Genomic DNA, 742 nt, shown 5'->3' with positions numbered 1-742 from the left:
TTTCAAGTGGCGCCATTTCCAGGGTGATGTGATCCTGTGGGCGGTGCGCTGGTATTGTCGCTATCCGATCAGCTATCGCGACCTTGAGGAAATGCTGGCGGAACGCGGCATTTCGGTCGACCATACGACGATCTATCGCTGGGTCCAGTGCTACGCCCCGGAGATGGAGAAGCGGCTGCGCTGGTTCTGGCGGCGTGGCTTTGATCCGAGCTGGCGCCTGGATGAAACCTACGTCAAGGTGCGGGGCAAGTGGACCTACCTGTACCGGGCAGTCGACAAGCGGGGCGACACGATCGATTTCTACCTGTCGCCGACCCGCAGCGCCAAGGCAGCGAAGCGGTTCCTGGGCAAGGCCCTGCGAGGCCTGAAGCACTGGGAAAAGCCTGCCACGCTCAATACCGACAAAGCGCCGAGCTATGGTGCAGCGATCACCGAATTGAAGCGCGAAGGAAAGCTGGACCGGGAGACGGCCCACCGGCAGGTGAAGTATCTCAATAACGTGATCGAGGCCGATCACGGAAAGCTCAAGATACTGATCAAGCCGGTGCGCGGTTTCAAATCGATCCCCACGGCCTATGCCACGATCAAGGGATTCGAAGTCATGCGAGCCCTGCGCAAAGGACAGGCTCGCCCCTGGTGCCTGCAGCCCGGCATCAGGGGCGAGGTGCGCCTTGTGGAGAGAGCTTTTGGCATTGGGCCCTCGGCGCTGACGGAGGCCATGGGCATGCTCAACCACCATTTC

The 742-nt window shown here is 60.9% G+C and carries 1 protein-coding gene; it reads left to right on the top strand.

Annotation, left to right across the window (positions count from 1 at the left end; genetic code table 11):
- Positions 1-742, top strand: a 742-nt coding sequence (locus ACFPLB_RS17635) for an IS6-like element IS6100 family transposase (RefSeq protein WP_378232100.1), incomplete at both ends; no start/stop codon positions are given.

The organism is Aquamicrobium segne (assembly GCF_042656785.1).
Lineage (GTDB): Bacteria > Pseudomonadota > Alphaproteobacteria > Rhizobiales > Rhizobiaceae > Mesorhizobium > Mesorhizobium segne.
The sequence above is the reverse complement of the archived record's forward strand: the minus strand, read 5'-3'. Positions and strand labels throughout refer to the sequence as shown.